This window comes from Cloacibacterium rupense, assembly GCF_014645495.1.
GTDB classification, from domain to species: Bacteria; Bacteroidota; Bacteroidia; order Flavobacteriales; family Weeksellaceae; genus Cloacibacterium; species Cloacibacterium rupense.
In genome coordinates, this window is record NZ_BMLV01000001.1 from 693,655 (window position 1) to 716,363 (window position 22,709).

Consider the following 22,709-nt stretch of genomic DNA (forward strand, 5'->3'; position numbering starts at 1 on the left):
GCCACTTAAAAAGTGACGTTTAAAAAATATTTCTCGGAAAGTTACTTACAACATTCGTAATGTAATGCTTTACAATCTTTTCCTTCTGCTTTGCATTCTTTCTTACATTCTTCAGAACAAGCGATTTTGCTATCGCAATTTTCTTTACTTGCGGTATTACAACAACTCCCGTGTAATGATGCAGTGTTCTTAGAAACTGCTTTTTGCAAAATTTCTATTTTTTCTTTTCTATCTTCTTGAATTTTTTCAGAATAAATTTTAGCTAAAGTAGGTGCAATAACCAAAGAAACGATAGACATTAATTTAATCAAAATATTCATTGATGGTCCCGAAGTATCTTTGAAAGGGTCTCCTACGGTATCTCCTGTTACAGAAGCTTTGTGCTGGTCTGAACCTTTATAGAAGGTTTCTCCGTGAATTACTGCTCCTTTTTCAAAAGATTTTTTGGCATTATCCCAAGCACCACCAGCATTGTTTTGAAACATTCCAAGTAAAACACCACTTGCAGTAGCACCAGCCAAGAAACCTCCTAGAACTTCAGGTCCCCAAATAAAACCTACTAATAGAGGCGTTACAATAGCAACAGAACCTGGCAATAACATTTTTTTGATAGATGCATCTGTAGAAATTGCTACACATTTATCGTATTCTGGTTTCCCTGTACCTTCTAAAATACCTGGAATTTCTCTAAACTGACGTCTTACTTCTTCTACCATTGCCATTGCTGCTTGTCCTACGGCATTAATTGCTAAAGATGAAAAGATAAAAGGAATCATTGCTCCGATAAATAAACCCGATAGTACATCAGCTTTGTAAATATCTATTCCATCTATCCCAGCAATCCCCACAAAAGCTGCGAATAAAGCAAGTGCTGTAAGAGCAGCAGAAGCAATCGCAAATCCTTTCCCTGTAGCAGCTGTGGTATTTCCTACTGCATCTAGAATATCTGTTCTTTCTCTTACTTCTTTTGGCAATTCGCTCATTTCTGCAATTCCCCCTGCATTATCTGCAATAGGTCCAAATGCATCTATTGCCAATTGCATAGCCGTGGTAGCCATCATTCCGGCAGCAGCAATTGCTACACCGTAGAGACCAGCACAAAGATAAGAGCCCCAGATTCCAGCAGCCAAGACCATCATTGGAAAAAGTGTAGACTCCATACCCACGGATAAGCCACCAATAATATTGGTAGCGTGGCCCGTAGAAGACTGATTAATAATACTCTTCACAGGTCTTTTTCCCATTGCTGTATAATATTCTGTAATAAAACTCATTAGAGTACCAACTACTAAACCTACCATTATGGCCCCAAAAACCCCAAGTTTAGTAAATTCAAAACCTCTAAGAGTCATATTTTCTGGCAAAAGATAATTCACTAAGAAGTATGAAACAATAGCGGTGATAATAATACTTCCCCAATTTCCTAGATTTAAAGCTTTTTGAACTTTTGCAGTTGTATCATCTGAAGCATCAGAAATTTTCACAAATAGAGTTCCTAGTATTGAAAATATAATTCCTAAACCAGCTATTAGCATTGGCAAAAGAATTGGAGCAAAACCTCCATAATTATCTATAGATTCTGTTTCTCTACCTAAAACCATGGTAGCCAAAACCGTTGCCACATAAGAACCGAAAAGGTCAGCTCCCATACCTGCAACATCTCCTACGTTATCTCCTACATTATCAGCAATGGTAGCAGGATTTCTTGGGTCATCTTCAGGAATTCCAGCTTCAACTTTTCCTACTAAATCAGCACCTACATCAGCAGCTTTGGTATAAATACCACCACCTACTCTAGCGAAAAGTGCAATAGATTCTGCACCTAGAGAAAAGCCAGTAAGAATTTCTATGGTTCTTTCCATTGCCACAGTATCTACATTAGAATCTGGAGCAAAAATTTGTTTGATAATTAAAAATAAAGCTCCTAAACCTAAAACAGCAAGGCCTGCAACCCCCATTCCCATTACAGAACCTCCCGTAAAAGAAACTTTGAGGGCCTTTGAAAGTGATGTTTTGGCAGCTTCTGCAGTTCTTACATTGGCTTTTGTAGCAATTTTCATCCCAATAAAGCCAGCAGTTGCACTGAAAACAGCACCAATAATAAAAGCTACCCCAATACTCCAATGTGAATTGGCATTGCTATAGCCCATAATTCCTAATAAAATAGAAACAATAATCACAAAATACGTAAGTATACGATATTCTGCTTTCAAAAAAGCCATTGCACCATCTGCAATGTGACCACTGATTGTTTGCATTTTTTCACTTCCTGCAGGTTGCTTACTGACCCAAGTCCCTTTAATAAAAGTGTAAAAAAGAGCAATTAAGCCAAAAACAGGCACCAAATAAAATAGTAAATCCATATATTAATTTTTGTTAAAATTTAGTTGGCTCTAATATAATAAAATCTCTCAAACAAAAAATAATATGATAAAAATCATATTTAAAAACTGATTTTTATCTTATTTTTCGATAAAAATCATAAAAAAACCGAGCTAATTGCTCGGCATGTTATAACTTTGATTGATTTTGTACTTTTTTATAAAGAACCACCAAATTTGTCTGAATAATCTTTAAGAGAAGCATTAATTACTTCTTTTGCATGTTCAGCACCATATATTTCTTCTATTCTACAAGTCGCTTCTTCGTATGGTAAATTCTTGTAAGTTAAGAAGTAATGCTTCAGTCTGAAAACTTCAGCTTGAGGCAATTCTGAAATATCTTTCATATGCCCATATACTTGATCTCCAACCATTACCGCTACAATTTTATCATCAGCTTCCCCTTTATCAATCATTTTAAAACCACCAATAGGAATAGCATCCATTAACAAACCACCAGAGTGAATATTGTGGCTACAAAGTACCAAAATATCAAGTGGGTCGTGGTCACCTTCAGAAACATCTGTAGCACCTTCTCTAATGGCTAATTTTTTTACTTCTTCGTGGCAATATGTTCTAGGAATAAACCCATAAAGTGCTGGAATAATATTTGAAAATTTCTGTGGTCTATCTACTTTTAAGTAACCACTTTTTTTATCTACTTCGTATTTTATGGTATCCGAAGGAACAATCTCAATGAAAGTATTTACCACATTTGGAGCATCTTCTCCTGCAGAAATTCCGTGCCATGGATGTGCTTTAAAATTTGGAATCATAATTTTTTTTTAGTTTTATATATTAATTCATTTAATTGACTAGTAACGCTTCTTTTCTCAAATCTTCTATGGTTTCTGCGATATAATCACCTCCTTCTACATAGTTCATCAATAACACGGTCTTATAATCCTTCAATGTCGCATTAGAATTAAGATTTTCATAGGTCTTTCTTAGGAGTAAAAGAATATTATTTTTAGAAGCTACGATATTTTCCCAAGAATTTTTAGAAATATACAATTGCTGAGAAGCATTGTACTCGAATTCCTCTGAAATGCTTTTTTCTAGCAGATAGATCAGTTCATGAATTTCTAATTCTGAATCAAATTTGCCTACTAAGTTAGACGGTTTCATTCTTTCTAGGAAGAGCGTCATTCTTTCGTATGCTTGTATTTTTAAATTCCCATTAGATTTAATGGTCAAAAGCTTTAATTCTCTGTTCTTTAATTTAATGTAATTGTACACAAATTGCCTTAAAAGTACAATTATAGGAAGTGCAATAATCAGTGCAAAAGCATAGGGCATTAAATTTTCAAAATCCATCATTTAATAAGAAATGTGGTGCAAATGTAATGATAATTAGTGTTTAATGAAAATGTTATCTAGAAATTCAACATTTCTGCTTACAATAAACCTTGTTCTGAGAAACTAAAAAAAGAATTTTCACCAATGATGAAATGGTCTAGAAGTTTAATATCTAACAAATCTCCTGCTTCTTTTATTCTTCTGGTGATAGAAATATCTGCTTGACTAGGGTTCAAATTACCTGTAGGATGATTGTGAGCAACTACTACTGAGGTTGCAAAATGCTCTATTGCAACTCTAAAGATAACCCTTACATCTACCAAAGTACCTGAAATACCACCTTTTGAAATTTGAGTCTTATAAATGACATGATTTTTTTGGTTCAAAAAAATGGCCCAAAACTCTTCAGTTTGTAAATCTGAAAGATACTGAGAGAAAATTTTATACATATCATTCACAGAAGTTATTTTTTCTTTTTCTGGAATTTCTTGTGCCGCTTTTCGTCTCCCAATTTCTAGTGCAGCAGCTACAGAAATGGCTTTTGCTTCTCCTATTCCTTTGAATTTCATTAAATCTTTGATAGATAGTTTACTCAGTTTTTGCCAATTGTAATCTACACTTGCCAGAATTTTCCTTGCTAATTCTACTGCAGAATCTTCATTATTTCCACTTCCTAAAATGATGGCCAATAATTCTGAATCTGAAAGTGAAGATTTTCCTTTCAAAAGAAATTTTTCTCTTGGTCTGTCATCTTCTGCAAGAAATTTAATGCTCATATTCGTTATTAGTTTGGTTTGATGTGGTTTGATGTGGTTTGAAATGGTTTGAAATGGTTTGACTTTCAAACTTCGTACTTCTAATTTTGTACTTTTGAATTCGTACTTCTGAATTCGTACTTCTGACTTATAAAATCATTCCGTCTTTCATGACTAATTTTCTATCAGTGCTTTCCGCTAATTCTTTGTTGTGGGTTACGATTACAAAAGTTTGGTTGTATTTATCTCTTAAATCAAAAAATAATTGATGAAGTGCATCTGCATTTTTGGAATCTAAATTTCCTGTAGGTTCGTCTGCAAAGATAATTTTTGGTGAATTGATTAAAGCTCTAGCAACAGCTACACGCTGTGCTTCACCGCCTGAAAGTTCTTTGGGTCTATGGTCTACTCTATGGGCAATGTGCAATTCTTCGAAGAGTTGAAAAGCTTTGTCCATCGATTCTTTTTCATTTTTTCCAGAAATTCTAGTGGGCAACAATACGTTTTCTAGTGCCGTAAATTCTGGTAACAACTGATGATGCTGAAATACAAATCCTATGTTTTGATTTCTGAATTTAGAAATTTCTCTATCACTCATTTTCAGGAAAGATTGCTCTGCCAAAGTGAGTTGGGTATTGTATTTATCCGGGTTGGTAGGCAAATCTAGTGTGCCTAGAATTTGTAGCAAGGTAGATTTACCAGCGCCAGATTCTCCTACTATAGATACTATTTCGCCCGTTTTGATTTCTAAATCTACACCTTTTAAGACTTCTAATTGCCCGTATGACTTATGAATATTGGTTGCTTTAATCATAGTTCAAAAATAGTAAATAGATTTGAGATTTACTCACGATTTTATTTGATAATTTTGGAGTTTGTGAATGCTCCGCATTTGAGATTCGAGATTTGAGATTTTTTCAAATTTGTTGGAAGATGGAAGTCAGAAGTTAGGAGTACAAAGTTGGATCTTTCACTAGAAAATGTTAAATTTCATCAAAAGTTGCTTACTGAAATCAAGGTAAAATTTGTTTGATAATGGAGAGTTCTCCTATGAAAAAGTATATTTCTATAAAAAAAGGAGCGTTTCCGCGTAAGTGATTGTAGCAGAAACCCCGCAATGAATGGCGCGAGCGAAGCGAGCGGCGATGAATGAGGAGTTGTAGCGGAAAGCACGGTCCCGTTATAAAATAGCTTTGGATATTAGCTTTGGTTTTATAACGGGATACGCCCAGACAAAAAAATCCCTCCAAAAATTTGGAAGGATTTTGTAAAATATAACTGTGAGATTTTACAGTAACATGGTAAGTGGGCTTTCTAGGTAAGTTCTCAAAGTTTGTAAGAACTGAGCACCTGTAGCACCATCTACCACTCTGTGGTCGCAAGCTAAAGACAATTTCATGGTGTTTCCTACAACGATTTGTCCGTTTTTAACCACTGGTTTTTCTATAATTGCACCTACTGAAAGGATACAAGAATTCGGTTGATTGATGATTGAAGTAAATGTTTCGATACCAAACATACCTAGGTTAGAAATAGAAAAAGTAGAACCTTCCATTTCGTTGGCTTTCAAAGCTTTAGTTTTAGCTCTAGAAGCCATATCTTTTACCGATGCAGAAATCTGGTTGTAGGTCATAAAATCTGTATTTTTAAGTACAGGAACTACTAAACCATCTGGAACTGCTACTGCAACACCTACATTGATATTCCCGTGGTGGATGATTTTATCACCTGCCCAAGAAGAATTAATCTGAGGATGTTTTCTTAGTGCCAAAGCAGTAGCTTTGATCACCATATCGTTGAAAGAAACTTTGGTATCTGGTAAACTATTAAGCTCTTTTCTAGCTTCGATAGCTTTGTCCATATTAATTTCTACCATTAAGTAATAGTGAGGAGCAGTGAATTTACTTTCAGCTAATCTCTTCGCAATTATGTTTCTCATTTGAGAATTTTGAGTTTCTGTAGTTTCGCCAGCTACGAAATTTACGGCAACTTGTGCAGCAGGAGCAGAAACTGGTGTAGAAGCAGCTTGTGCAGGCGCAGCACTTGGTTGATAATTTTCTATATCTTTTTTAACGATTCTTCCGTTATCTCCACTTCCTTTAACTGTAGAAATATCAATTCCTTTTTCAGAAGCCATTTTTTTGGCTAGAGGAGAGATATTGATTCTACCGCCAGTTGAAGCACTTGCAACTACAGGAGCTGAAGCAGCAACCGCAGGAGCAGAAGCTTGAGAAGTTTCTGCAGCAACAGGAGCAGCTACTTTACCACCACCAGCTACAACAGCAGAAACATCTGTTCCCGCAGGGCCGATAATGGCTAAAATATCATCTACTTTAGTTGAACTACCTTCTGCAACACCTGCAAACAATAGTGTACCATTAAATTCAGATTCAAAATCTTGAACTGCTTTATCGGTTTCTATTTCTGCAAGGATATCGCCTTCTTTTACGGTATCGCCTACGTTTTTGTGCCATTTAGCTACTTTACCTTCCGTCATGGTATCAGAAAGTCTTGGCATAGTAATTACTTCTACGCCAGCAGGAATTTCTGCAGCAGCAGAAGCAGCAGGTGCTGGAGTTTCATGAGCTACCGGGGCAGCCTCTACAACTGGTGCAGCTGCGGTACCACCAATCAATGAAGAAACATCTTCGCCGGCGTTACCAATAATTGCTAAAACGCTATCTACCGGAGCGTTGCTTCCTTCTTCAACACCAATATATAATAGAGTACCATTGAATTCAGATTCGAAATCTTGTACTGCTTTATCAGTTTCTATTTCGGCTAAAACATCGCCTTCTTTTACGGAATCTCCTACTTTTTTATGCCATTTTGATACTTTCCCTTCCGTCATTGTATCAGAAAGTCTTGGCATAGTGATTACTTCAGCCATATTTTTAGTTTTCTAATTTGTCTAAGAATGGATAATTTGGTTCAGAATAAACATATTCATACATTTTCTCTGGAGTTGGATATGGAGATTCTTCAGCGAATGCTTCACAAACATCTACAAATTCTCTAGATTTTTGTTCGATTGCGTCTAATTCTTCTTCAGTAGCCCAATTATTTTCTAAAATTCTGTTTTTCACCAAAACGATAGGGTCTTCTTCTTTTTTTACCGCAACTTCTTCTTTGGTTCTGTATGGTTCAGCATCAGACATAGAGTGACCTCTAAATCTGTAAGTTCTAGCTTCAATAAAAGTAGGTCCATCACCTCTTCTTGCTCTTTCGATTGCTTCGTAAGCTACCTCTGCTACTTTTTCTGGGTCCATAGCATCTACTGGCATACAAGGCATCTCATAACCAAGACCTAGTTTGTAGATATCTTCGTGGTTGGCTGTTCTTTTTACAGAAGTTCCCATGGCGTATTGGTTGTTTTCTACTACAAATACTACAGGAAGTTTCCAGTTCATAGCCATATTGAAAGTTTCGTGTAGAGAACCTTGTCTTACGGCACCATCTCCGAAGAAACAAATATTAACTGCATTTCTTTCAAAATATTTATCTGCGAAAGCAATACCAGCTCCTAAAGGAATTTGTCCTCCTACAATACCGTGACCACCGTAAAATCTGTGCTCTTTGCTGAAAATGTGCATAGAACCTCCCATTCCTTGCGAAGTTCCGGTAGCTTTACCACAAAGTTCTGCCATAATTCTTTTGGGGTCTACACCCATTGCCATAGGATGTACGTGACAACGGTAGGCAGTAATCATAGAGTCTTTAGATAAATCCATTGCATGGGTAAAACCAGCAGGAATGGCTTCTTGACCATTGTATAAATGTAAAAAACCTCTAATTTTTTGTTTAAGGTAAAGTGATCGACACTTATCTTCAAATCTTCGCCACATTGTCATATCTGCATACCATTGTAGATAGACTTCTTTAGAAAACTCTTTCATCTATTTCGTAATATTTATTTTTTGTTAAATTCTATGCCTAAACATAGCTTGTGTAAATTACTGTGCAAAAATAGTAAATTTCTTTCTTATTATTATTAAACTTATGTAATAAATAATGACGAATGTTTTTATCAATGAAAAAACGTATTTTTGAAATTCAAAATATGAAAATGTCAATAAACAAAAGCTTTCCGGTTCTTATCACGATTTCTAATATTATATCTAATGTTCTGAATCCACTATTTTCTTTACTGATTTTTTTAGCAGTCTATTCTTATGAAAAAAGCGATGGCAAATTTAATCTAACAAGTTTCCTTTTACCTATTGCTCTGGTAGTAATCCCCATTTTTGGATGGATTTACTGGAATGTAAAAAAGGGGAATTACACCAATATGGATGTCTCTAACAGAGAACAAAGAAACAGCTTGTATCTATTTAACTTCTTCATTATCAGCATCTATATAGCAGCACTATTCTACACCAAACAAAATTTTGATTACATTTTAATCATCATTTTTTTACTGATTTTGCTAGTGGTAATGTTTCTGAGCAATTTATTTATTAAAAGCTCTATGCATACCAGTTTTAATGTTTTTGTAAGTGCTTTATTCTTTAGTTTAAATCCAATTTATGGATTGATATGGTTATTTTTGACATTATTAGTGGCTATTTCTAGAGTTATTTTAAAAAGACATACGGTAAAAGAAGTAATAATGGGTGCATTAATTGCCACTGTCATTTCTTTTGTTTATCTTTATTTCGATATTCAGAATCATTAATTTAGATTAGAAATGGAACACTTGAAACCTTTGACTACTGGCGAAGAAAACCTCATGAAAGTCATCTGGAATTCTGATAAAAAATACCTAAAAGACATCTTAGCTGTTTACCCAGAGCCCAAACCCCATCAAAATACCATTTCTACATTTTTGAAAAATTTGGTCGAAAAAAATTACTTGATGACCACTCTAGAAGGTAGAATTTTCAGGTATGAAATTGCTGTTTCTAAGAAATCCTATAAACTATTTTTGCTTAAAAATTTCATTCAAGACTTTTACAATAGCAATCCGAATGAGCTATTGGTAGACCTTATGAGTGAAGGTTTGATTCAACTTTCTGTTGCTGAGAAGGAGAAGGAGAAAGACAAAAAGAAAAAGAAAAAAAAGAAAAAGTAAACTCACCAAATGAAGGATGGTAAATGCTAAAATTCCCGAAAATAAAATCACTCTAGATTCTAAAACATCCTAAACACTATGAAATCCAAATTACAAGAAATTCTGAGCAAAGCTGGAAGTGTTTTTCAGAATTATGCATACGTGCTATTGATGGCGCTATTGGCCGCAATTACTATGACATTATTGATTGAAAGTGATTCTTTAAAAGAAGAAAGCCTGAACGTTTATACCCGGGTTATTATTGTTTCATTATTGGGAATTTCGTTGCTTTTTTCTCTGACTATTTTAGCCGAAAGAATTGGCAAAACAACAATCCTTAGCCTTTTTGGAATAGGATTTCTGGTTGTCTTTTATCAATTTTTCCTTCCTCATCATAACTCAGGTTTTACAGATGTACACAGAGTTCTGATAGCCGTTAGTTTTATTCTGAGTCATCTTCTGGTTTCATTTATTGGTTTTTTGGGCAAAAACAATGAAAAATCTTTTTGGCAATTCAATAAAAATCTTTTTGTAAATGTAGTTTTAACAGGTATTTTCACGGCAGTTTTGGTGGGTGGAATTATGCTTGCCATTACCGCAGTTGACCAACTTTTTGACCTAGAGTTAGACCAAAAAATATATCCTAAAACCTTCTTTTTTCTGGCTATTTTTGGCAGCTGTTTTATCTTTTTATTATTCAATGAAGATGGCATAAAATTCTTAGAAAAAGATGGAAATTATCCTGACATTCTTAAATTTTTCGTACAATTTATATTGATTCCACTTCTTATCATCTATGCGGTGATTTTATATTTCTATGGCGGCAAAATACTGATTAAATGGGATTTGCCAAGAGGTTGGGTCTCTTATCTTATATTAGCTTATAGTTTGGTTGGAATATTGGCTTTGTTGCTTGTATTCCCATTAAAGGAAATCTCTACCAAATCTTGGGTTAAGGGATTTTCTAAAATTTTTTATTTTGCGTTGCTTCCTCTTTTGGTTTTGCTTTTCGTGGCTATTTTCACCAGAATTTTAGAATATGGTTTTACAGAAAATAGATATTATGTCTTACTATTGGCCATTTGGCTTACTTTAATCGTTTTATATTTCAGTTTTTGGAAACATCCAAATATTAAATTTATCCCTATTTCGCTTTTCATTTTTGGCTTATTCTCATTGGTTTTTCCGTATTTCAATACTTTTTCGGTTTCTAAAAACAGTCAGAAAAAAGAATTAGAAGAAATTTTGGTTAAAAATAACTTGTTAGAAAATGGTAAAATTAATTTTAATAAACGAATCAATAATTCTGACGCAAACGAAATTTCCGAAAAATTTAATTTTTTAAGAGAAAGAAATGAAATAAATTATTTGAAAAAATATTTCAATGAAAAAGAACTAAAAAATATCTCATTTTTTAACCAAAGAAAAATGAGATTTCAAATCAAAGACGAGTTCAAAAATATCAAGTACAACAACGAGATTAAGAAAGGTGAAAAATACACAAGAGTGAGTATAATGACCGAAGAATTTAGTTATGATGTAAGAGATTACGAGCAAATATTCAAAGTCTATAATTATGATAATCAAGATTTTGGATTTGATGGGAATACGTTTTCATTGAAGGGCTTCAATGGAAATCTAACGCTTTATTATAACAACAAAGACATTGATTTATCACCAGACATTTTAAAAATTGTGAAAGAACACCAAAATAAAGAAGGAGAAATCATTGTTCCTAAAATTTCTTTTACCAAAACGGTAGGAAACTACGAATTAAAATTTCTTATAGAGCAAATAGATTACAATCGTTATGCTGGCAAAAGAGGAACTTATTTTATCAATAATGATATTTTGGTTCTTATCAAGAAGAAATAAAAGCCGTCTAAGTTAAAGTAGATTTTAATATCCATAAAAAAAGCGACTTAAAAAAGTCGCTTTCTATTTTTTACCAACGGCTTCCTCCGCCGCCTCTGTTATTTCCATAACCTCCGCCTCTGTTATTTCCATAACCACCTCCACGGTTGTTATCAAAACTTCTGCGTGGTTTTTCTTCTCTTGGTTTAGCTTCAGAAACGTTTAGTTCTTTTCCGTTAAATTCTTTACCGTTTAGAGCTTCAATTGCTTGACCTCCTTCTTCGTCAGTCATTTCTACGAAACCAAATCCTCTTGATTTACCAGTTTCTCTGTCTGTGATGATTTTGCAAGACTGTACTTCTCCAAATTCTGAAAACAACTCGTTTAATTGATAATCTTTAGTTGTGTAATTGATGTTTGAAACAAAAATGTTCATTGTTTAAAAAAAATTAAATTAATAAAAAAATTGATAGATTATAAAGGAAAGTCAAAAACGAATGAACATTAATTGAAGTGCATTTATAAAATCTTCCGCAATATACATCTTTTATTTTATAATTTGATAATAATTCTTCGCTTCTAGTAAAAATTTACAAAAATTTCACATATCATAATATTTTAAAAACCAATGCAATGCATCTGTTTTATGGCACTTTATGCCCTTGACTAGATTCTAGCAAAGCAAACCAATCTTCAATTGTTAAATCTATATCCAAAGATTTTTTAAGAGATTTTATGCTTTCTATTTTAGAGGTTCCTACAATCGGTAAAATTCTAGATGGATGTTTCAAAACGAAGGCCAACAATAATTGTGCTTCATCTGCATTGTATTTTGTAGTCAAATCATCTAAAACAGATTTTATTCTAGCTGTTTTTTCAGAATCTTCAGAAAAATAAGTTCCCATCACACTCCAAGCCATTGGCAGCATTTTTTTCATCATCATTTGGTCTATTGTTCCATCATAAAATGCTTTGGTTTCCGTCAAAGAAACTTCCACTTGATTGGTCACCAATTGTGGAAAATATTTAGAAATTAAATCAAACTGAGTAACCGAAAAATTGCTTACCCCGAAATCTCTCACTTTACCAGAACTTCTCAAAATTCCGAATGCAGCGGCTATTTCTTCAGGATTCATCAATGGTGAAGGACGGTGAAGCAATAACAAATCGATATAATCTGTTTTCAGATTTTTCAAACTCTCATCTACTTGATTTAGAATATATTCTTTAGAATAATTATAATATTTCAAAGGAAAATTTTTCTTTTCCGAAGGCATACAAATTCCGCATTTGGTAATTAACTGAATTTTTTCTCTGTCAATTTTCATTTCAGCAAAAGCGCTCCCGAATAATTCTTCAGTAGTGTAACCACCATAAATATCCGCATGGTCAAAAGTATATAAATCTTCTTCTAATGAGGTTTCTATTAATTTTTGAACTCCACTTACAGAATGATTTGCACCCCAAATTCCCCATCGCATTACCCCTATGATAATTTTAGAAAAATCCATAATTTTAATTTTCATCAAAGTTAAAATTATCTCTTCAATTGTGAAGCAATTATTTGTAAAAACAGAACCTTCACATCTATACAATTATAGTTTTCTTCGATAAAATCAATGAAAAGAAAGTATTTTAAATTAACCATCAGTTAATATTTATAGCATAATTTTGTGGCTTGAAAAAAACAATGTAGATGAATTATCACACAAGAAAATGGATTAAACCAGAAGATTTAAACGCCAACCACACGCTTTTTGGAGGCAAATTATTACAATGGATAGACGAAGAAGCCGCTTTGTACGCCATTATTCAATTAGAAAATCCGAGAACTGTTACCAAATATATTTCCGAGATTAATTTCGTAAATTCTGCAAAACAAGGAGATATTATAGAAATCGGGATTGAAGTAATCAATTTTGGGAGAACTTCTATTACGCTTAGCTGCGAGGTAAGAAACAAAATGACGCACCAAACCATTATTACTATTGACAAAATTGTTTTTGTATCTTTGGATAAAAATGGAAATCCACAACCCCACGGAAAAACCGAAGTGGAATATGTAGAAGACCGATTAGGCAAAGGATAAATGCAAATTTTTATTAAAAATATGGTTTGTAACCGCTGCATTTCTGCAGTGGAAGATGTTTTCCGAAATTCTGAAATTGATTTCGTTTCGGTCAATTTGGGTTGGGGGGATATTTCTACAGAAATTTCAAAAAATCAGTTTGAAAAACTCAACGAAAATCTAAAAAAATTAGGTTTTGAAATTCTAGAAGATGCATCACAAAAACAAATCGAAAACATCAAAAAACTGATTTTAGAAAAAGTTCAAAATCTTGATATTAATGAAGAATTCTTGCTTTCTAAATACCTTTCAGAAAAACTCAACAAAGAATACAGCAGTATTTCTAAAGTTTTCTCACAAACCGAAAACATTACTTTAGAGCAATATTTTATTCTTCAAAAAATTGAAAAAGTAAAGGAACTTTTGATTTATCGCGAACTCACCCTTTCTCAGATTGCTGATAAATTAGGTTATAAAACGGTTCAACATCTTTCTCAACAATTCAAAAAAATCACAGGATTTTCGCCATCACAATTTCAAGAACTCAAAGAAAAAAAGAGACTTCCTATTGATTTGATTTAAAATTTTCATTTGCCAAAATCTTAAAAATCTAAATTTCATAACATTCTGCCATGATTTGATAATGGTTTTTATTTGATTAATTTTGAAATTTGTATCAAAATTAAGAAAGATGAATACCAAAAAATATAACGTTCTGGGAATGTCTTGCGAAGGCTGTCAGAAAAAGATTTCTTCTGCTTTAAATAATGTTGAAGGAATAAAAGCAGATGTAAATCTCGCAGGAAACTTCGTTGAAATCACTTCTGAACAAGAAATCGACTTAGAAAAACTCAATTCAGAGCTTAAAAATGCAGGAAACTACGTTTTAGAAGATCCCGAAAAACCAAAATCTACAGAATTTATTCCACCTCAAGACAGAGTTTCTATAAGTTCAGTTTATTATTGTCCGATGGAATGCGAAGGCGAAAAAGTCTATTTCGTGCAAGGAAAACGTTGTCCAGTTTGCAACATGTATTGCGTTCCGATTGAGGAAAAGACGGAAGATGGAAGATGGAAGATGGAAGCTAAAAGCCAGAAGCTAGAAGCAAAAAGCGGTTACTTTTGTCCTATGTTTTGTGAAGGCGATAAAACCTATCCCGAAAATGTAGGTTGCCCAGTTTGTGGAATGGATTTGGTGAAAATCACAGGAAATGACGATGAATCTGAAGATGAAACTTACAGAAATCTGAAAAAAAAGATCTGGATTTCTGTAGCTTTTACTGTCCCAGTTTTTATTTTATCGATGGGAGGAATGTTTTTTGAGTTTCCTTTCAGCGCTAGAGTTTCTGGAATTTTACAATTAATTTTCACGATTCCTGTTGTATTTTTCACAGGATGGTTTTTGTTTAAAAGAGCTTGGATTTCTTTTAAATCTTGGAATCTTAATATGTTTTCATTGATTGGTTTGGGAGCAAGTGCTGCTTTTATTTACAGTATTTTCGCATTATTTTTTCCGAGTTTAATTCCTCACGAATTCATGCACAATCATCATGAAGTTCCGCTTTATTTTGAAGCAGTTGCCGTGATTTTAACTTTGGTGATTTTCGGACAAATGTTGGAAGCAAAAGCCCATCAAAAAACAGGAAATGCCATCAAAGAATTGATGAACCTTTCGCCAAAAGAAGCACATCTTATTCAAAATAATGTAGAAAAAAACATTCCGATTTCGGAAGTAAAAATTGGAGATATTTTAAAAGTAAAACCTGGAGAAAAAATTCCTGTTGATGGAGAAATTATCGAAGGAAATACCACAATAGACGAAAGTATGATTACGGGTGAACCGATTCCTTCTGAAAAAAAATTAGGCGACAAAGTCACTTCTGGAACCATCAACGGAAACCAAGTTTTCTTGATGAAAACAGAGAAAATTGGCAAAGACACGCTTCTTTCACAAATTATAGAAATGGTAAATTCTGCAAGCCGAAGTAAAGCTCCTATCCAAAAACTCACAGATAAAGTTTCTAAATTTTTTGTTCCTGTTGTGATTGCAATTTCAGTATTAACTTTTATTTTTTGGTTCATTTTCGGGGGAGAAAATCGGGCAATTTTTGCTTTAGTAAATGCTTTGGCGGTTTTAATTGTAGCTTGTCCTTGTGCATTAGGTTTGGCAACGCCAATGTCTGTAATGGTAGGAATTGGGAAAGGTGCCAGAAACGGAATTTTAATTAAAAACGCAGAAGCACTGGAAAATTTAGAAAAAGTCAACGTCATCATCACTGACAAAACAGGAACTTTAACAGAGGGAAAACCTTCTTTAACACAAATTTTCACAGAAAATTTTAACGAAAATGAAGCGTTACAATTGGCTGCTTCTCTTAATAAAAATTCTGAACATCCACTTTCGCAAGCCGTTTTAAACCATGCAAAAAATTTAGAATTGAAAGATGCTAAAAACTTTGAAAACATTTCAGGAAGAGGAATTTTAGGGCAGATAGATGCTAAAAAAATATTCCTTGGAAATATTCATTATCTCAAAGAAAATCAATTTGAAATTTCTGAAAAACTGCTTCAAAAAGCTGAAATTTTAGAAAACGACGCGAATACTGTTTCTTATTTAACAATTGATGGAAAAGCAGTTGGTGTTTTTGGTTTTAAAGATCAAATTAAAGAAAATGCTAAATCTTCCATCCAATTTTTACAAAATAAAGGCATCGAAATCATCATGATGACAGGTGATAACGAAGCTACTGCAAAACATGTTGCCGAAAATTTGGGCATTAAAAAATATGTTGCTAATTGTCTTCCTCAAGATAAAATAAATGAGGTTAAAAACCTCCAAAATCAAGGGAAAATTGTAGCCATGACAGGTGATGGAATTAATGACGCTCCTGCTCTAACACAAGCCAACGTAGGAATTGCGATGGGAACAGGAACGGATATTGCGATGAATTCTGCGGAAATTACTTTACTGAAAGGTGATATTTCGGGCGTTGCAAAATCTAAAATATTGAGTGAAAAAATGATGAAAAATGTAAAAGAAAACTTGTTTTTTGCTTTTGCTTACAACACCCTCGGAATTCCGATTGCTGCAGGTTTACTCTACCCTATTTTTGGCGTTTTATTGTCGCCAATGTTTGCCGCTGCTGCCATGAGTTTTTCATCGGTTTCGGTAATTGCCAATTCTTTGAGATTGAATAATGTGAAGTTGAAAATTTAACTTGATTTTTTAACCTAAAAATGTAACTTTGAAATCAATAAACTATAAAAAATGAAAAGAAAACTTTTATCAATGCTTTCAATTGCATCATTTATAATAATGAATGCACAAAATACAGATTACAACAAAGATTTTAAATTTTTAGAATATGACATCGAAAAGCTTCAAAAAGGCTATCAAAACAAAGAATATAAAATTACAGATGTTGTAAAATCTTATTTGGAAAGAATTGAAAAAGTGGATAAAACCGGAGCAAAACTCAATGCTGTAATTACGGTAAATCCTGATGCAATGAAGATTGCAGACAGTCTAGACCAAGTTCCTGCTCCCTTAAGAAAAGGCGCACTTTTTGGCGTTCCAGTTTTATTGAAAGATAATATCGATACCAAAGACAAAATGCCAAACACTGCAGGTTCTTTGGCGATGAAAGATTCTTTTCCGTTACGTGATGCTTTTTTGGTTGAAAAATTAAGAAAAGCAGGTGCTATCATCATTGGGAAAACCAATCTTTCTGAATGGGCCAATTTCCGTGGAATAATGTCTGTTTCTGGCTGGAGTGGAAATGGTGGTTTAACTAAAAATCCATATGATTTAACGAGAAATACTTGTGGTTCTAGTGCTGGTTCCGGCGCTGCCATTTCTGCAAATTTGGGAATTTTCGCCATTGGAACTGAAACCAATGGTTCTATTATTTGTCCGAGTAGCGTGAATGGAATTGTGGGGTTAAAACCAACGGTTGGTTTGGTGAGCAGAAGCGGAATCATCCCTATTTCTGTTTCGCAAGATACAGCAGGACCAATGACGAGAACGGTAAAAGATGCTGCGATTGCTCTTGGTGTTTTGACAGGTGTAGATGAAAAAGATAGCCATACTTTAGCATCAAAAAATCAGACAAAAACAGATTATACATCTTTCTTAAAACCAGACGGTTTAAAAGGAAAACGAATTGGCTATTCTAAAAAATCAAGTGGGAATGTAAAAGTAGATGCTTTATTTCAAGAAAATTTAAAATTTTTGGAGAAAGAAGGCGCTATTTTAGTTGAAATTTCAGAGGAGCCTGTTTCCAATGAAATTCAAGGAAAATCTTTTGAATTGATGGTTTTGGAATACAAAGATGGATTGAACCAATATTTCAAATCTTTAGGAGCAAATGCCAAAATAAAATCGGTAGAAGAATTGATTGCCTTCAACAAAAATAGTCCTGAAGAAATGAAATATTTCAAACAAGAATTTCTAGAAATGACACAGGCTACCAAAGGAATGCAAGATGAAAATTATGCTAAATTGTTAAAAGAAATTCAGGAAGGAAGCCGTAAAAACGGAATTGATGCCACACTTAAAAAATATCAATTACACGCTCTCATCGCTGCTTCTACCAGTCCAGCTTGGAAAACGGATATGGTAAATGGCGACAATTATATTTTTGAAGGTTCTGGCGCTGCTGCGATTGCTGGTTATCCTAGCATTACCGTTCCTATGGGAAATATTGATGGATTACCGGTTGGAATTTTGTTTTACGCAGAAGCATGGAGCGAAGGAAAACTCATCAATATGGCGTATTCTTTTGAACAAAAAAATCCTCAAAGATTAGTTCCTCAATTTAAAAATGGAAATTAAAAAGAAACTCGTTGTTTTATCAGGAGCAGGAATTTCTGCGGAAAGCGGAATTTCTACATTTAGAGATTCTAACGGACTTTGGGAAAATCACCGAATCGAAGATGTGGCTTCACCTGAAGGTTTTAGAAGAAATCCGCAGTTGGTTTTAGATTTTTATAATTTGAGACGAAGACAATTGAAAGAAGTAAAACCCAATCTCGCTCACGAAATTTTAGCAGAATTAGAACAGAATTTTGAAGTTTATATCATTACTCAAAATGTAGATGATTTACACGAAAGAGCGGGTTCTAAAAACGTAATTCATCTTCATGGTGAACTGAAAAAAGTACGTTCTGTAAAAGATGAAACCCAAATTTATGATTGGGAAGATGACTGTAATTTGGGTGATTGTGATGAAAAAGGCGACCAACTTCGTCCGCATATAGTTTGGTTTGGAGAAATGGTTCCAGAAATGGATAATGCGGCAGAAATAGCTTCTGAAGCTGATATATTTATCGTGATAGGAACTTCTATGCAAGTTTATCCTGCTGCTGGATTGATTCATTACGTTCCTAAGAATTGTGAAATTTATGTAATTGACCCGCATTTAGAAAACCAGTTCACCAAACACGAAAATTTCTTGAAAACACCTGCTACCGAAGGAATAAAGATTTTAAGAGAACGATTATTAAAATAAAAAGCGAGAAAAAATCTCGCTTTATTTATACCATTTTTTCTTTAACCAAAGACTGGCTTTCACCAATAAAATAAGCACTGGAACTTCGATAAGAGGACCAATGACTCCTGCAAAAGCTTCTTTAGAATGAATCCCAAAAACAGCAATGGCAACAGCAATCGCGAGTTCAAAGTTATTTCCAGTGGCGGTGAAAGAAACCGAAGCGTTTTTATCGTAACAAATGCCTAATTTACGATTGATAAAAAAACTGCTGAAAAACATCAATACAAAATAAATCACCAAAGGAACGGCAATTTTAAGCACATCTAAGGGCAATTCTACAATTTTGTCGCCTTTTAAACTGAACATCACCACAATCGTAAACAACAATGCATACAAGGTAATTGGCGAAATTTTAGGAACAAATTTTCTGTTGTACCATTCTTTTCCTTTTTGTAAAATCAAGAAATATCTCGTTAAAAAGCCTGAAACAAAAGGAATTCCTAAATAAATGGCGACACTTATGGCTACATCTTTCATGGGAACAGAGATGGCAAAATCTCCAAAACCAAAAAATTTGGGTAAAAAATTGATGAACAACCAAGCATAAAAACTATAAGTAAAAACTTGAAAAATACTGTTTAGCGCGACTAACATAGCGGCGTATTCTCTGTTTCCGGAAGCCAAATCATTCCAAACAATCACCATTGCAATACATCTTGCTAAACCAATCAAAATTAATCCCACCATATAATTGGGTTCATCTTTTAGGAAAATTATTGCCAAGACGAACATCAAAATTGGTCCAATAATCCAGTTGAGGAGCAATGAAACTCCCATCACCTTTTTATCTTTAAAAGCCATTGGCAAAAGTGAATAATCTACTTTGGCTAACGGTGGAAACATCATCAGAATCAAACCAATAGCTAATGGAATATTAGTGGTTCCACTAGAAAAATGATTAATGGTTTCTGGAATCGCTGGAATAAATTTCCCGAGCAAAACTCCAAAAATCATTGCTGAAAAAATCCATAATGTTAAATATCTGTCGAGAAATTTCAGTTTGGGTTTCATGTTAATTTTTATGAGTCTGTTTTATGATTTTCTTAAATTTTCAAAGACAAATTTCATTTCTGTAGCGATTTCTAAACTTCTGTTGAAATACGTTTCGTTCATTTCAGCAGTTCCATCAGATTTTTTAGGATCTTCGTATTTTATTGAAATTCTAGCTTCTGCACCGTAAACAATTGGGCAATTTTCATCAGCAGAATCACACGTGAGAATGGCGGCAAATTCAGACTTTGGGTTGAAATCATCATTGTATTTTTTAGAAAAACAAACCACAGCATGTTCATTTTCGGCAAATTTCACCGCATAAACAGGATTTTCGGTTTCAGAAAGTTTTAGAATTTCAAAACCTTGCTTTTGAAGCGTTTCTGCAACTTTCGGGAACATTGCTGTAGATTCTGTTCCGCCAGAGTAACAAAACACATTTTTCACTCCAAAATAATAAGCCATAGTTTGTGCCCAAATTTGAGAAAGGTGACTTCTTCTGGAATTATGAGTGCAAATAAAATTCAACCTAACTTCTTCATTTTTAGATGTTTTAAAATTGATATAATCAACTAAAGGTTGAAGTACTGCTTTTCTTTCACTTGAAATATTAACAGTGGAAAGTTGGGTAATTAATTCATTGATTTTTAGATACATTTTAACTTATTTTTTTTAAAAATTCACAAAAAATAAAATTCTGAGTCGTTTCGAAAGGTGTTTTATGAACATCTTCGAAACTGTTGAGCATTTCGAAATGATGTCCGAAAATTTGTTGAAATTTATCTTCGCTGTATTGAGTAATTTCTAAACCACTGCATTTCAAAGGGCCAGATTCTGAAAAAGTTCCTACAAAATAATAGGCATTTTCCGCAGAAATATGATTAATCAAGTCAATATATTTTTGAATATCTTCAGGTTTTGTTAAGAAATGAAAACTCGCTCTATCATGAATGACATCAAATTTTTCAAAGGTTGTAAAATCTAAAACATCAGATACTACAAAATTGACTTTTTCTGCATTTTCACCTAATCTTTTTTTGATTCTTTCTATTGCATTTTCAGAAATATCAAGTAAAGTAAGACTTTCATAACCTTGCTCTAAAAGATTATCAATCAAATAACTATCTCCTCCACCAATTTCTAAAATTCTGGAAGTTTTTGGTATTTTATTTCTTTCAAAAAATTGCAGAGAAGTTTCAGGTTTCTCTTGATACCAACTTACTTCTGTTTCTTTTTTTGTGGCGAAAACATTTTCCCAATGTTGCTTTTTATTTATTTCCATAGTTTAAAGTAAACAATCCTTCAAGGATTTAGCAACAACCCGTATTCGGTGTACAACAACCTACTACTTTTTCTGCATACACTGTGATGCTGTAAATTCTGGTGGTAGAATCTTTATACTGCTGAATTTCTTCTTCGTTCAGATAATTTTTCAAAATATCATCAGGAACTATAATCGGTTTTTTCTTCTGTAAAGTAATGTTTTTAAAACCAGAATTTTCGATAATTTTCAAATATTCCTCCATTTGAATGGCCGAAGCTACGCAACCTGCGTACATTTCGGCAGCAGATTTTATTTTTTCTGGCAAATCACCTACCAAAACAATATCCGAAATCGAAAAATGACCTGTTGGCTTCAGAATTCTTTGCACTTCTGCAAATGCTTTTGGCTTATTCGGCACCAAATTCATCACGCAATTGCTTACTACAACGTCGGCAACATTGCTCATCAAAGGAATATTTTCTATGTCACCCAACCTAAATTCCACATTATTAAAACCTAATTTATCTGCATTATTTCTCGCTTTTTCTATCATTTCTGGCGTAAAATCTATCCCAACTACTTTACCAGTTTCGCCAGTTTCTGCGCGTGCCACGAAACAATCATTTCCTGCTCCACTTCCTAAATCTACTACGTAATCGCCTTTTTTTATTTTTGCAAATTCTGTGGGCAAACCGCAACCTAATTTCAAATCTGCATCAGGATTATACCCTTCTAAATGGTCATAATCATCCGTCATTATATTATAAACTTCTGTACTGCAACCGCCACTTCCACAACAAGATGAAGCGTTAGTATCTTGGTTTTGCAAAGCAATTTCTGCATATTTTTGCTTCACCATTTCTTTAATTTCTTCGTTGGTATTCATAATTGATAAATGATTTTTGATGATTGATAATTAATTTTAGATTATAAATTTTGTATTTTAGATTAATTTTTAGCAGCTATTCCTGCTTTCACTACTCGCTTTTTTATAAATTCTCCTATTCTAGCCCATTTCTAATTTATAAAAAGAGCTCAAACATGCCGTTCAATCAGGGCTGGTTACGTTTCGTTTTCAAAAGTACTTTAACAGCAAGATTTCTGCTTGTCTATTTTCCTGAAAATTTCAGAAATAAAATGTTCCATTTTTTTCAATGTTTCGGGATTTATGCAATAGCAAATGGCTTTTCCATCAATTTCACCTTGTATAATTCCTGCGTTTTTCAATTCTTTCAGATGTTGAGAAACGGTAGGTTGAGCCAATTTCACTTCCTCAACTATGTCGTTACAAATACAAGCGTCTACAGAAAGCAAATATTCTACAATTGCAATTCTTGCAGGATGAGAAAGTGCTTTCATCAGTTTGGCTACTTCGTTTTGTTCTTCTGTAAAATGTTCTGTTTTAGAAATTCCCATGTTTTATAAATGATGATTGATGATTGATGAATGATATTAATTCATATTTTCATATTGCAATATTACAATAATAATTTTTA

Annotated in this window: 22 protein-coding genes; 8 read left to right on the plus strand and 14 right to left on the minus strand. The window is 33.5% G+C overall.

The window, feature by feature from the left end; genetic code table 11:
• Positions 1-41 precede the first annotated feature (41 nt).
• From IEW40_RS03050 to pdhA, 7 genes are all read right to left on the minus strand, one after another.
• Positions 42-2,363, minus strand: coding sequence for a sodium-translocating pyrophosphatase (locus IEW40_RS03050; RefSeq protein ID WP_188616606.1), 2,322 nt, complete (start codon positions 2,361-2,363; stop codon positions 42-44).
• Positions 2,364-2,539: 176 nt separating this feature from the next.
• Complete coding sequence (locus tag IEW40_RS03055) at positions 2,540-3,157, minus strand: inorganic pyrophosphatase (RefSeq protein ID WP_188616607.1); 618 nt, start codon at positions 3,155-3,157, stop codon at positions 2,540-2,542.
• 31 nt (positions 3,158-3,188) lie between these two features.
• On the minus strand, positions 3,189-3,701 hold the full coding sequence (locus tag IEW40_RS03060) for a DUF7935 family protein (RefSeq protein WP_308421279.1): 513 nt from the start codon (positions 3,699-3,701) through the stop codon (positions 3,189-3,191).
• Positions 3,702-3,778: 77 nt separating this feature from the next.
• The gene (gene radC, locus IEW40_RS03065; RefSeq protein ID WP_188616608.1) at positions 3,779-4,456 is read right to left on the minus strand and encodes a RadC family protein; all 678 of its coding nucleotides are present in this window, start codon (positions 4,454-4,456) and stop codon (positions 3,779-3,781) included.
• 127 nt (positions 4,457-4,583) lie between these two features.
• A complete protein-coding gene (locus IEW40_RS03070; protein ID WP_188616609.1) occupies positions 4,584-5,249 on the minus strand; it encodes an ABC transporter ATP-binding protein in 666 nt (221 codons plus the stop codon).
• A gap of 474 nt (positions 5,250-5,723) precedes the next feature.
• Entirely contained in the window at positions 5,724-7,325 is a 1,602-nt protein-coding gene (locus IEW40_RS03075; protein WP_188616610.1) for a dihydrolipoyl dehydrogenase family protein, read from the minus strand.
• A 4-nt stretch (positions 7,326-7,329) separates the two neighbouring features.
• Positions 7,330-8,331 (minus strand): pyruvate dehydrogenase (acetyl-transferring) E1 component subunit alpha, encoded by a 1,002-nt coding sequence (pdhA, locus tag IEW40_RS03080; protein WP_188616611.1) that lies wholly within the window; start codon positions 8,329-8,331, stop codon positions 7,330-7,332.
• Positions 8,332-8,501: 170 nt separating this feature from the next.
• Between pdhA and IEW40_RS03085 the strand changes: the two genes are divergently transcribed.
• From IEW40_RS03085 to IEW40_RS03095, 3 genes are all read left to right on the plus strand, one after another.
• A complete protein-coding gene (locus IEW40_RS03085; protein ID WP_188616612.1) occupies positions 8,502-9,110 on the plus strand; it encodes a phosphatase PAP2 family protein in 609 nt (202 codons plus the stop codon).
• Between the two features lie 12 nt (positions 9,111-9,122).
• The gene (locus IEW40_RS03090; RefSeq protein WP_188616613.1) at positions 9,123-9,506 is read left to right on the plus strand and encodes a BlaI/MecI/CopY family transcriptional regulator; all 384 of its coding nucleotides are present in this window, start codon (positions 9,123-9,125) and stop codon (positions 9,504-9,506) included.
• A 78-nt stretch (positions 9,507-9,584) separates the two neighbouring features.
• Positions 9,585-11,360: a DUF4153 domain-containing protein gene (locus tag IEW40_RS03095; RefSeq protein ID WP_188616614.1), complete on the plus strand. Its 1,776-nt coding sequence runs from the start codon at positions 9,585-9,587 to the stop codon at positions 11,358-11,360.
• Positions 11,361-11,430: 70 nt separating this feature from the next.
• On the opposite strand, the gene rbp is transcribed toward IEW40_RS03095, so the two are convergent.
• Together rbp and IEW40_RS03105 are read right to left on the minus strand one after the other, a co-directional pair.
• The gene (rbp, locus tag IEW40_RS03100) at positions 11,431-11,775 is read right to left on the minus strand and encodes an RNA-binding regulator (protein WP_188616615.1); all 345 of its coding nucleotides are present in this window, start codon (positions 11,773-11,775) and stop codon (positions 11,431-11,433) included.
• A 208-nt stretch (positions 11,776-11,983) separates the two neighbouring features.
• On the minus strand, positions 11,984-12,850 hold the full coding sequence (locus tag IEW40_RS03105; protein WP_188616616.1) for an aldo/keto reductase: 867 nt from the start codon (positions 12,848-12,850) through the stop codon (positions 11,984-11,986).
• Positions 12,851-13,035: 185 nt separating this feature from the next.
• On the opposite strand from IEW40_RS03105, the gene IEW40_RS03110 reads away from it, so the two are divergent.
• From IEW40_RS03110 to IEW40_RS03130, 5 genes are all read left to right on the plus strand, one after another.
• Entirely contained in the window at positions 13,036-13,428 is a 393-nt protein-coding gene (locus IEW40_RS03110) for an acyl-CoA thioesterase (protein ID WP_188616617.1), read from the plus strand.
• Positions 13,429-13,989, plus strand: a complete 561-nt coding sequence (locus IEW40_RS03115; RefSeq protein WP_188616618.1) for a helix-turn-helix transcriptional regulator — start codon at positions 13,429-13,431, stop codon at positions 13,987-13,989.
• Between the two features lie 109 nt (positions 13,990-14,098).
• Positions 14,099-16,624 (plus strand): heavy metal translocating P-type ATPase, encoded by a 2,526-nt coding sequence (locus tag IEW40_RS03120; protein WP_188616619.1) that lies wholly within the window; start codon positions 14,099-14,101, stop codon positions 16,622-16,624.
• A gap of 51 nt (positions 16,625-16,675) precedes the next feature.
• Positions 16,676-18,241: an amidase gene (locus IEW40_RS03125; protein ID WP_188616620.1), complete on the plus strand. Its 1,566-nt coding sequence runs from the start codon at positions 16,676-16,678 to the stop codon at positions 18,239-18,241.
• Complete coding sequence (locus tag IEW40_RS03130; RefSeq protein WP_229663370.1) at positions 18,237-18,917, plus strand: SIR2 family NAD-dependent protein deacylase; 681 nt, start codon at positions 18,237-18,239, stop codon at positions 18,915-18,917. Before IEW40_RS03125 ends, IEW40_RS03130 begins: the two co-directional genes overlap by 5 nt.
• A gap of 21 nt (positions 18,918-18,938) precedes the next feature.
• Here the strand turns inward: IEW40_RS03130 and arsB are convergent, their stop codons facing one another.
• The 5 genes from arsB to IEW40_RS03155 form a co-directional block, all read right to left on the minus strand.
• Positions 18,939-19,970, minus strand: coding sequence for an ACR3 family arsenite efflux transporter (arsB, locus tag IEW40_RS03135; RefSeq protein WP_188616622.1), 1,032 nt, complete (start codon positions 19,968-19,970; stop codon positions 18,939-18,941).
• A gap of 21 nt (positions 19,971-19,991) precedes the next feature.
• The gene (locus tag IEW40_RS03140) at positions 19,992-20,606 is read right to left on the minus strand and encodes an arsenate-mycothiol transferase ArsC (RefSeq protein WP_188616623.1); all 615 of its coding nucleotides are present in this window, start codon (positions 20,604-20,606) and stop codon (positions 19,992-19,994) included.
• A 1-nt stretch (position 20,607) separates the two neighbouring features.
• Positions 20,608-21,231, minus strand: a complete 624-nt coding sequence (locus IEW40_RS03145; RefSeq protein ID WP_188616624.1) for a class I SAM-dependent methyltransferase — start codon at positions 21,229-21,231, stop codon at positions 20,608-20,610.
• Positions 21,232-21,259: 28 nt separating this feature from the next.
• A complete protein-coding gene (locus tag IEW40_RS03150) occupies positions 21,260-22,099 on the minus strand; it encodes an arsenite methyltransferase (RefSeq protein WP_188616625.1) in 840 nt (279 codons plus the stop codon).
• 200 nt (positions 22,100-22,299) lie between these two features.
• Positions 22,300-22,629 (minus strand): ArsR/SmtB family transcription factor, encoded by a 330-nt coding sequence (locus IEW40_RS03155; RefSeq protein ID WP_188616626.1) that lies wholly within the window; start codon positions 22,627-22,629, stop codon positions 22,300-22,302.
• Between the last annotated feature and the right edge of the window lie 80 nt (positions 22,630-22,709).

Coding starts and splice junctions, on each gene's coding strand:
- arsB (WP_188616622.1), bottom strand. CDS start 19,970: ATGAAACCCAAACTGAAATTTCTCGACAGATATTTAACATTATGGATT.
- IEW40_RS03075 (WP_188616610.1), bottom strand. CDS start 7,325: ATGGCTGAAGTAATCACTATGCCAAGACTTTCTGATACAATGACGGAA.
- IEW40_RS03085 (WP_188616612.1), top strand. CDS start 8,502: ATGTCAATAAACAAAAGCTTTCCGGTTCTTATCACGATTTCTAATATT.
- IEW40_RS03115 (WP_188616618.1), top strand. CDS start 13,429: ATGCAAATTTTTATTAAAAATATGGTTTGTAACCGCTGCATTTCTGCA.
- IEW40_RS03095 (WP_188616614.1), top strand. CDS start 9,585: ATGAAATCCAAATTACAAGAAATTCTGAGCAAAGCTGGAAGTGTTTTT.
- IEW40_RS03125 (WP_188616620.1), top strand. CDS start 16,676: ATGAAAAGAAAACTTTTATCAATGCTTTCAATTGCATCATTTATAATA.
- IEW40_RS03055 (WP_188616607.1), bottom strand. CDS start 3,157: ATGATTCCAAATTTTAAAGCACATCCATGGCACGGAATTTCTGCAGGA.
- IEW40_RS03120 (WP_188616619.1), top strand. CDS start 14,099: ATGAATACCAAAAAATATAACGTTCTGGGAATGTCTTGCGAAGGCTGT.
- IEW40_RS03060 (WP_308421279.1), bottom strand. CDS start 3,701: ATGATGGATTTTGAAAATTTAATGCCCTATGCTTTTGCACTGATTATT.
- rbp (WP_188616615.1), bottom strand. CDS start 11,775: ATGAACATTTTTGTTTCAAACATCAATTACACAACTAAAGATTATCAA.
- IEW40_RS03155 (WP_188616626.1), bottom strand. CDS start 22,629: ATGGGAATTTCTAAAACAGAACATTTTACAGAAGAACAAAACGAAGTA.
- IEW40_RS03090 (WP_188616613.1), top strand. CDS start 9,123: ATGGAACACTTGAAACCTTTGACTACTGGCGAAGAAAACCTCATGAAA.
- IEW40_RS03145 (WP_188616624.1), bottom strand. CDS start 21,231: ATGGAAATAAATAAAAAGCAACATTGGGAAAATGTTTTCGCCACAAAA.
- pdhA (WP_188616611.1), bottom strand. CDS start 8,331: ATGAAAGAGTTTTCTAAAGAAGTCTATCTACAATGGTATGCAGATATG.
- IEW40_RS03150 (WP_188616625.1), bottom strand. CDS start 22,099: ATGAATACCAACGAAGAAATTAAAGAAATGGTGAAGCAAAAATATGCA.
- IEW40_RS03105 (WP_188616616.1), bottom strand. CDS start 12,850: ATGGATTTTTCTAAAATTATCATAGGGGTAATGCGATGGGGAATTTGG.
- radC (WP_188616608.1), bottom strand. CDS start 4,456: ATGAGCATTAAATTTCTTGCAGAAGATGACAGACCAAGAGAAAAATTT.
- IEW40_RS03050 (WP_188616606.1), bottom strand. CDS start 2,363: ATGGATTTACTATTTTATTTGGTGCCTGTTTTTGGCTTAATTGCTCTT.
- IEW40_RS03110 (WP_188616617.1), top strand. CDS start 13,036: ATGAATTATCACACAAGAAAATGGATTAAACCAGAAGATTTAAACGCC.
- IEW40_RS03140 (WP_188616623.1), bottom strand. CDS start 20,606: ATGTATCTAAAAATCAATGAATTAATTACCCAACTTTCCACTGTTAAT.
- IEW40_RS03070 (WP_188616609.1), bottom strand. CDS start 5,249: ATGATTAAAGCAACCAATATTCATAAGTCATACGGGCAATTAGAAGTC.